The sequence below is a fragment of the Candidatus Nanopelagicales bacterium genome (assembly GCA_037045355.1).
In the GTDB taxonomy this organism is placed as follows: domain Bacteria; phylum Actinomycetota; class Actinomycetes; order S36-B12.
Map to the genome: position 1 here is coordinate 219,734 of JBAOHO010000009.1, position 6,053 is coordinate 225,786.

A 6,053-nucleotide genomic window follows, 5' to 3' on the forward strand; every position below is an offset into this window, starting at 1 on the left:
GGGGCAATACCCTCGACCTGTGACCGAACCGCGCACGGTGGCGCTCCTGACGCTCGGTTGTGCGCGCAATGACGTGGACTCGGACGAACTCGCCGCCACCCTGACCCGGGCCGGCTTCACAGTCGTCAATGACGTCGGCGACGGCGACGGCGGCGGACATGTCGAACCCGATGTCGTCGTCGTCAACACCTGCGGATTCGTCGCCCAGGCCAAGGCCGAGTCGATCGCCACGTTGCTGGAGGCCGCCGGTGACGGACGGCCAGTTGTGGCGGTGGGATGTATGGCCGAACGCTACGGCCGCGAATTGGCAGCCGAACTGCCCGAGGCGGCCGCGGTCGTGGGCTTCGACGGGTACGTCACGATCGCGGACACTTTGTCCCGCGTGATCTCGGGGGAGCCCGTCGAATCTCACGATCCCTTCGACCGGCGCACCCTGCTTCCGTTGACGCCGGTCGAACGGCCAGGTTTGACGCAACCACCAGGCCATGGGCCGGTCCTCGACCTCCCTGGCAGCAAACGGCTGCGTCTGCGCCGTGGGCCGGTCGCTCCGGTGAAGATCGCATCGGGCTGCGACCGCCGATGCTCGTTCTGCGCCATCCCGCGGTTTCGCGGGTCGTTCGTGTCCCGGTCGCCCGGTGACATCCTGGCCGAGTCAGCGTGGCTTGTGGCTGACGAAGGGGTCCGCGAGATCGTCCTGGTCAGCGAGAACTCCACGTCCTACGGCAAGGACCTCGGCGACCCCCGCCTGCTGGAATCCCTGTTGCCGCAGTTCGCTTCGTTGCCAGGTCTGGCTCGCGTCCGAGTGTCGTACCTCCAGCCGGCCGAGATGCGTCCCACACTCCTGCATGCCATGACCGACACCGAGATCGTGGCCCCCTACTTTGACCTGTCGTTTCAGCACGCCAGCGGCCCCCTGCTGCGCCGGATGCGTCGGTTCGGTGACATCGATTCATTTCTCGGCCTCATTGCGGCGATCCGCGAGCGCTCACCGCAGGCGGGGATCCGCAGCAACGTCATCGTGGGTTTCCCCGGCGAGACCGAAACCGACGTCGAGATTCTGGAGGAGTTCCTGTCCGCGGCCGAGTTGGATGCCGTCGGTGTTTTCGCCTACTCGGATGAGGACGATACCGAGGCCGTCGAACTGCCCGATCACATCGACCCCGACGAGATCTCTGCCCGCGTCGATCGGGTCGCCGCACTGGCCGAGGTCGTGAGCGCGCAGCGGGCAGCGGACCGGGTGGGAAGTACGCAGCGACTGGTCGTGGAACGATCACAGCGCACCCGGGCGGTGGGGCGGTTGGGCTTCCAGGGCCCGGAGGACGGCGAGACAAGCGTTGTGGTGCAGGGCTCGACACCCGGAGATGCGTTCGACGTCCGGGTCGTGGCATCGCAAGGTGTGGACCTGGTGGCCGAGGTCATCTCATGAGCAGCAGCGGGCCTTCGAACCTGAACGTCCCCAATGCGCTGACATTGACCCGCTTGCTGCTGGTTCCGGTCTTCGGTTGGCTCCTGCTCGCCGAAGACGGACAGAACACCCAACTGCGCGTGGCGGCAGCCATCGTTTTCCTGATCGCTTCTCTGACTGACTGGGTCGACGGCTGGCTTGCCAGGCGCCACGACATCGTCACCACTTTCGGCAAGGTGGCCGACCCCATCGCCGACAAGGCACTCACGGGCGTGGCACTCATCGGATTGTCCCTGCTCGGCGAACTGCCCTGGTGGGTGACCGTGCTCATCATCGGGCGCGAGATCGTCGTCACGATCCTGCGTTTCGCTGTGATTTCCGACGGGGTGATTCCCGCCAGCCGCGGCGGCAAGGCCAAGACCGTCAGCCAGATGGTGGCGATCACGCTGTATCTACTGCCGCTCGCCGGACCGTGGCTGACAATTCGAGCGGTGGTCATGGGTGTGGCCGTCGTCCTCACAGTGGCGACCGGGATCGACTACGCCGGTCGAGCCTTGGCCGTTCGTCGCAAGGGCGACCTGATCCGCGAGGCGTTTCCTCCGTCATGACTGCGCTCGCGCGGCAAGCCGTCGCAGCCCTGGGTTCCGCCTCGGCCACCGTTGCCGTCGCCGAGTCCCTCACCGGGGGATTGGTGTGTTCCGCGCTCACTGCAGTGCCCGGGAGTTCGGCGTGCGTGCTCGGCGGGGTGGTCAGCTACACGGTTGGTGCCAAGGTGAGACTGCTGGGCCTGTCGCCCCAGCTCTTGGCCGAGGTGGGACCTGTGCACCCGTGGGTCGCGGAGGCAATGGCTCGCGCCGTTGCGGACCACGTCGGGGCGGACATAGGCGTATCCACCACGGGTGTCGCCGGACCCGAGCCCCACGGCGGTCACGATCCCGGAATCGCGTTCATCGGGTGGCGGAGCACCCGTGGCAAGGAACCACGATCCGGCTGTCTGGAGGTGCGGACCCAGGGTGATCGTGACACGGTCAGGGCAGTGGTGACTCAGGCAGCACTCGAAGTGGTCACCCTGTGTGCGCGACAGGGCACGGCCAGTGCCACTGAGCTCACGGGGAATGCGGTCTTCTTCGATCGGGAATGACCCGGCGGCGTGGGAGGTTGCACCACTCGCAATGCGCGTATTGTGTCCCAATCCGGCACATGTCGGAGGTAGGCGGTACGGTCGCATTCATGGCGCCGATCGGGAGGATCCCGGCGGTACTGCAGTACTCGGCAGAGTCTGCGGTGGAAGTGACGCAAAGGAGGTGGGACCCATGATCGTTGTGCGCAAGATCATCGGTGCGGAACTACGCAAGCGCCGTCAGGACCAGGGGCGGACCCTTCGTGAGGTGTCCAGCGACGCCAAGGTCAGTCTCGGATACCTGTCCGAGGTCGAACGGGGCCAAAAAGAGGCTTCATCGGAATTGTTGTCGGCGATCTGTGGGGCGCTCAGCGCGCCGCTGTCGGAGGTGCTCGCTGCTGCCGGCCGCGAGGCAGCTCTGCAAGAGGCCCGACAGCAAGGACTCACCCGGGCTGCACACATCCTGGCCGCCTGACACATGAACGAGAATTTGTTCCGTTGGCATGCTGAACCCACGCCGGGCGACGGGCGCACGGTTCTCGTTCATAGTCTCTCGGGCTTCATGGACGCGGGTTCCGCCGCCCATATTGCCGTCAATCACCTTCTCGAGACCTGTGAGACCCGGCTGATCGGGGAATTCGATCCGGACGCGATCATGGACTACCGAGCTCGGCGTCCTCGCATGACCTACAACCGGGACCAGTTCACCGCTGTCGAGATGCCCACGGTCCGACTCCATGAGGTCACAGACGAGCGAGGTACTCGCTTCCTGGTCCTCAGTGGCCCAGAGCCCGACTACCGCTGGAATGCGTTCATCGATGAGATGCTCGATGTCATCGACGAACTCGGCGTCAACCTCACTGTCGGCCTCATCGGAATCCCTTGGCCCGCGCCCCACACGCGTCCGGTCGGGGTCACATTCCACGCGACATCACCCGAACTGATCACGGGTCACTCGTCCACGCTCGGCGAGTTGGAGATCCCGGGACACATCGCCGCACTGCTGGAGTTGAGGCTGGGCCAGGCTGGTCGCGACGCCATGGGGCTGGCTGTCCAGGTCCCGCACTATCTGGTCCAGTTCGAATACCCGAGGGCCGCGATCGCCCTCCTTCGGGCCTTGGCCGGCGCTGCGGGGCTGGTGCTCCCCACCGATGAGCTCGAGGATGCGGCAGTGCGAGCCGAGACCGAGATCGACCGCCAGACCCACGAATCCGAGGAGTTCGCCCCGCTCTTGACGGCTCTGGAGACCCAATACGACGCCGGAGTGGCGGGCGATGCCGACGCCGCCGAGGAAGGTGGTGGCGTTCCGCTGCCAGACGCCGATCAGATCGGCGCCCAGGTCGAACGTTTCCTCGCCGAGATGGACAGTCATCGCCCTGAGGGTGGGTCGGCCGGCTGACCGTCACCGGCGGATTCTCAGGCCCCCTGGCGAGGCGACTGCACCATGCCTTTCGAGTTGTTCCGTCAAGTCGCCCTCGGCCGGTTGGCCGTTGATCCGGCGGATGGCGAGCGGACTCAAGAGGCCCTCGTGCGTTGCCGCGACCAGAGCCGCACATGCAGTGTCCAGGCCGTCGACTTCCCACATGAGCAGACTGCCGCCGCCCCGCTCTACGAAGATGGCCGGTTGTCCGGCGACGATGACCACCGTCGCCCCGGCCTTGCGGCCCGGTCGTGACGGACCTGGAGAATCCGGCCACGGCAACGCGCTGCCGAACGGATTCGCGGGATCGGCGGCTGCGAGCACCAGTGCCTGGGGATCGGGGGTCTGGACCGATCGGATCAGGTCGGTCGCGGCGCTCAGCGCGAACTGTGCCCCGCCGAGTCCATCCACGATGTAGCCGCGCTGGCACAACCCTCGATCCTCCAACCCGGCCAATGCCCGATACGCATCGGCGAACGGCCGATGCTCACCGGCCACCACACCTCGGGTGACCAGCCCGTGTCGGTGCAGCATCGTCTCGGCCACCGTCACTGGGCGCAAGGGATCCGTGAGGTCAGCCTCGGGAAGCACCCACCAGCGCCCACCTGTCTCCGGTCGCTGCACCCGACCGTTTCTGAGTCTGTTGCGCATCCCCGGACGAGACGTCGTGCGCCGCGGTCGGTGACGTCCGACGCGGCGCCGCAGGGGTGCGATCGTGTCGTTGCTGACCATCCCCGCCCACAACAGACGAAGCAGGGATTCGGTGACTTCGGCGGCGCCTTTGGCGTCCGAGAGCCTGGCAGCCAACTGGTCGGCGAACCACCCACCGCCCCCGGCCAACAGCGCCAGGGTCTCGATGTCGACAGGCAGGTCCGGCACGACGGCCGGTGGCCGCAGATACCCGGCCAGGTCCCTGGGGGCCAGCGCGACCCACGCGTCGCGAGGCAAAGGATCCAGTGCCCACCAGACGACGTCGCCGCTGCTGGTCAGTTCGTCGAGCAGTCCGGGCTCGTAGCCGGTCACTCGGGTCGGCAGGATCTGCGACTCCAGTTGGGACGCGGGCAGCGGCGCGCCGGCGAGTTGTTCGATGACGTCCAAGAGACCGTCGCGGCCGTGGGCGCGCCGCGCACCCACTCCCTGCCACTGGGCCGGGAAGCCCGCGAATACTGCGGTATCGACCGGCTCGATCTCATCGGCATACCGTGCCGCCGATGTACGGCGCACTGTGCGCAGAACGTCGGAGTGGACGTACTCGGTACCCGAGCCGTCGGGCAGAAAGGCGCCACTCAGCAGCGATCCGGTGCGGGTCAGGGCATCGAGCTCGTTGCGGACCACGCTGGCGCCCAGACCGAATCGTTCTGCCGGCGCGCTCGCCGGGAACGGAGCATGGGTGCGGGCGTAACGGGTCATGAGGTCCGACAGCGCGGTGGGGCGCGCGGCCAAGAGGGCGTCCGGGAGCCCGACCGGCAAGGCGACGCCGAGGGCGTCGCGAACCATGGCGGCGTCTTCAGTGACCGCAATCCACTGTTGGCCGCGGTGGGTGAAGGGGAACACCCGGCGCGCTGCGATCAACTCGGACCGGAGCTCGTCAGTGAGGCCGCGGGAGTCGCAGTCAGTGACAACCAGGGGACCTACTTCGCGCAGCACATCCCACGCCTGTTCCGCGGAGGTGGCCCGCCGGTCGCCCAACCTCTGGAGCCGACGGGCGACCTCGGCGACGGCATCGGGATGAAGCAGTGAACGCAGGTCCGCAGTGCCGAGCAACTCGGTCAGCAGTGCGTCATCAAGGGCGAGGGCCGCCGACTTGCGCTCGGCCAGGGGGGAATCGCCTTCATAGAGGAATGCGGCCACGTAGCCGAACAGCAGGGACCGCGCGAAGGGTGACGGACTGGTGGTGACAACCTCGGTCACCTGCACGGCACCCGACTCGATGCCGGACAACAAACGCGTCAGCCCTGGTAGGTCGTAGACATCCTGCAGGCACTCGCGCACGGTCTCCAGCACGATCGGGAAGTCGGGGTAGCCCGACGCCACGGACAACAGTTGGGCTGAGCGTTGGCGCTGCTGCCACAACGGGGATCGGCGCCGCGGATCCCTGCGGGGGAACA

General features: G+C 67.0%; 6 protein-coding genes. 5 read left to right on the plus strand and 1 reads right to left on the minus strand.

Annotation, left to right across the window (positions count from 1 at the left end):
• Positions 1-19 precede the first annotated feature (19 nt).
• The 5 genes from V9E98_03695 to V9E98_03715 all read left to right on the plus strand — a co-directional run bounded on the left by V9E98_03695 (position 20) and on the right by V9E98_03715 (position 3,924).
• Positions 20-1,426 carry a radical SAM protein gene (locus V9E98_03695; GenBank protein ID MEI2716092.1) on the plus strand — a complete coding sequence of 469 codons (1,407 nt, stop codon included), beginning with the start codon at positions 20-22 and terminating at the stop codon, positions 1,424-1,426.
• On the plus strand, positions 1,423-2,013 hold the full coding sequence (gene pgsA / locus V9E98_03700) for a CDP-diacylglycerol--glycerol-3-phosphate 3-phosphatidyltransferase (protein MEI2716093.1): 591 nt from the start codon (positions 1,423-1,425) through the stop codon (positions 2,011-2,013). The genes V9E98_03695 and pgsA overlap by 4 nt, the downstream gene beginning before the upstream one ends.
• Positions 2,010-2,546 carry a CinA family protein gene (locus tag V9E98_03705; GenBank protein ID MEI2716094.1) on the plus strand — a complete coding sequence of 179 codons (537 nt, stop codon included), beginning with the start codon at positions 2,010-2,012 and terminating at the stop codon, positions 2,544-2,546. The genes pgsA and V9E98_03705 overlap by 4 nt, the downstream gene beginning before the upstream one ends.
• Positions 2,547-2,718: 172 nt before the next feature.
• The gene (locus V9E98_03710) at positions 2,719-3,000 is read left to right on the plus strand and encodes a helix-turn-helix transcriptional regulator (protein MEI2716095.1); all 282 of its coding nucleotides are present in this window, start codon (positions 2,719-2,721) and stop codon (positions 2,998-3,000) included.
• A 3-nt stretch (positions 3,001-3,003) separates the two neighbouring features.
• Positions 3,004-3,924 (plus strand): PAC2 family protein, encoded by a 921-nt coding sequence (locus tag V9E98_03715; protein MEI2716096.1) that lies wholly within the window; start codon positions 3,004-3,006, stop codon positions 3,922-3,924.
• Positions 3,925-3,927: 3 nt separating this feature from the next.
• On the opposite strand, the gene V9E98_03720 is transcribed toward V9E98_03715, so the two are convergent.
• Positions 3,928-6,053, minus strand: a 2,126-nt coding sequence (locus tag V9E98_03720) for a hypothetical protein (protein MEI2716097.1), incomplete at its 5' end; no start/stop codon positions are given.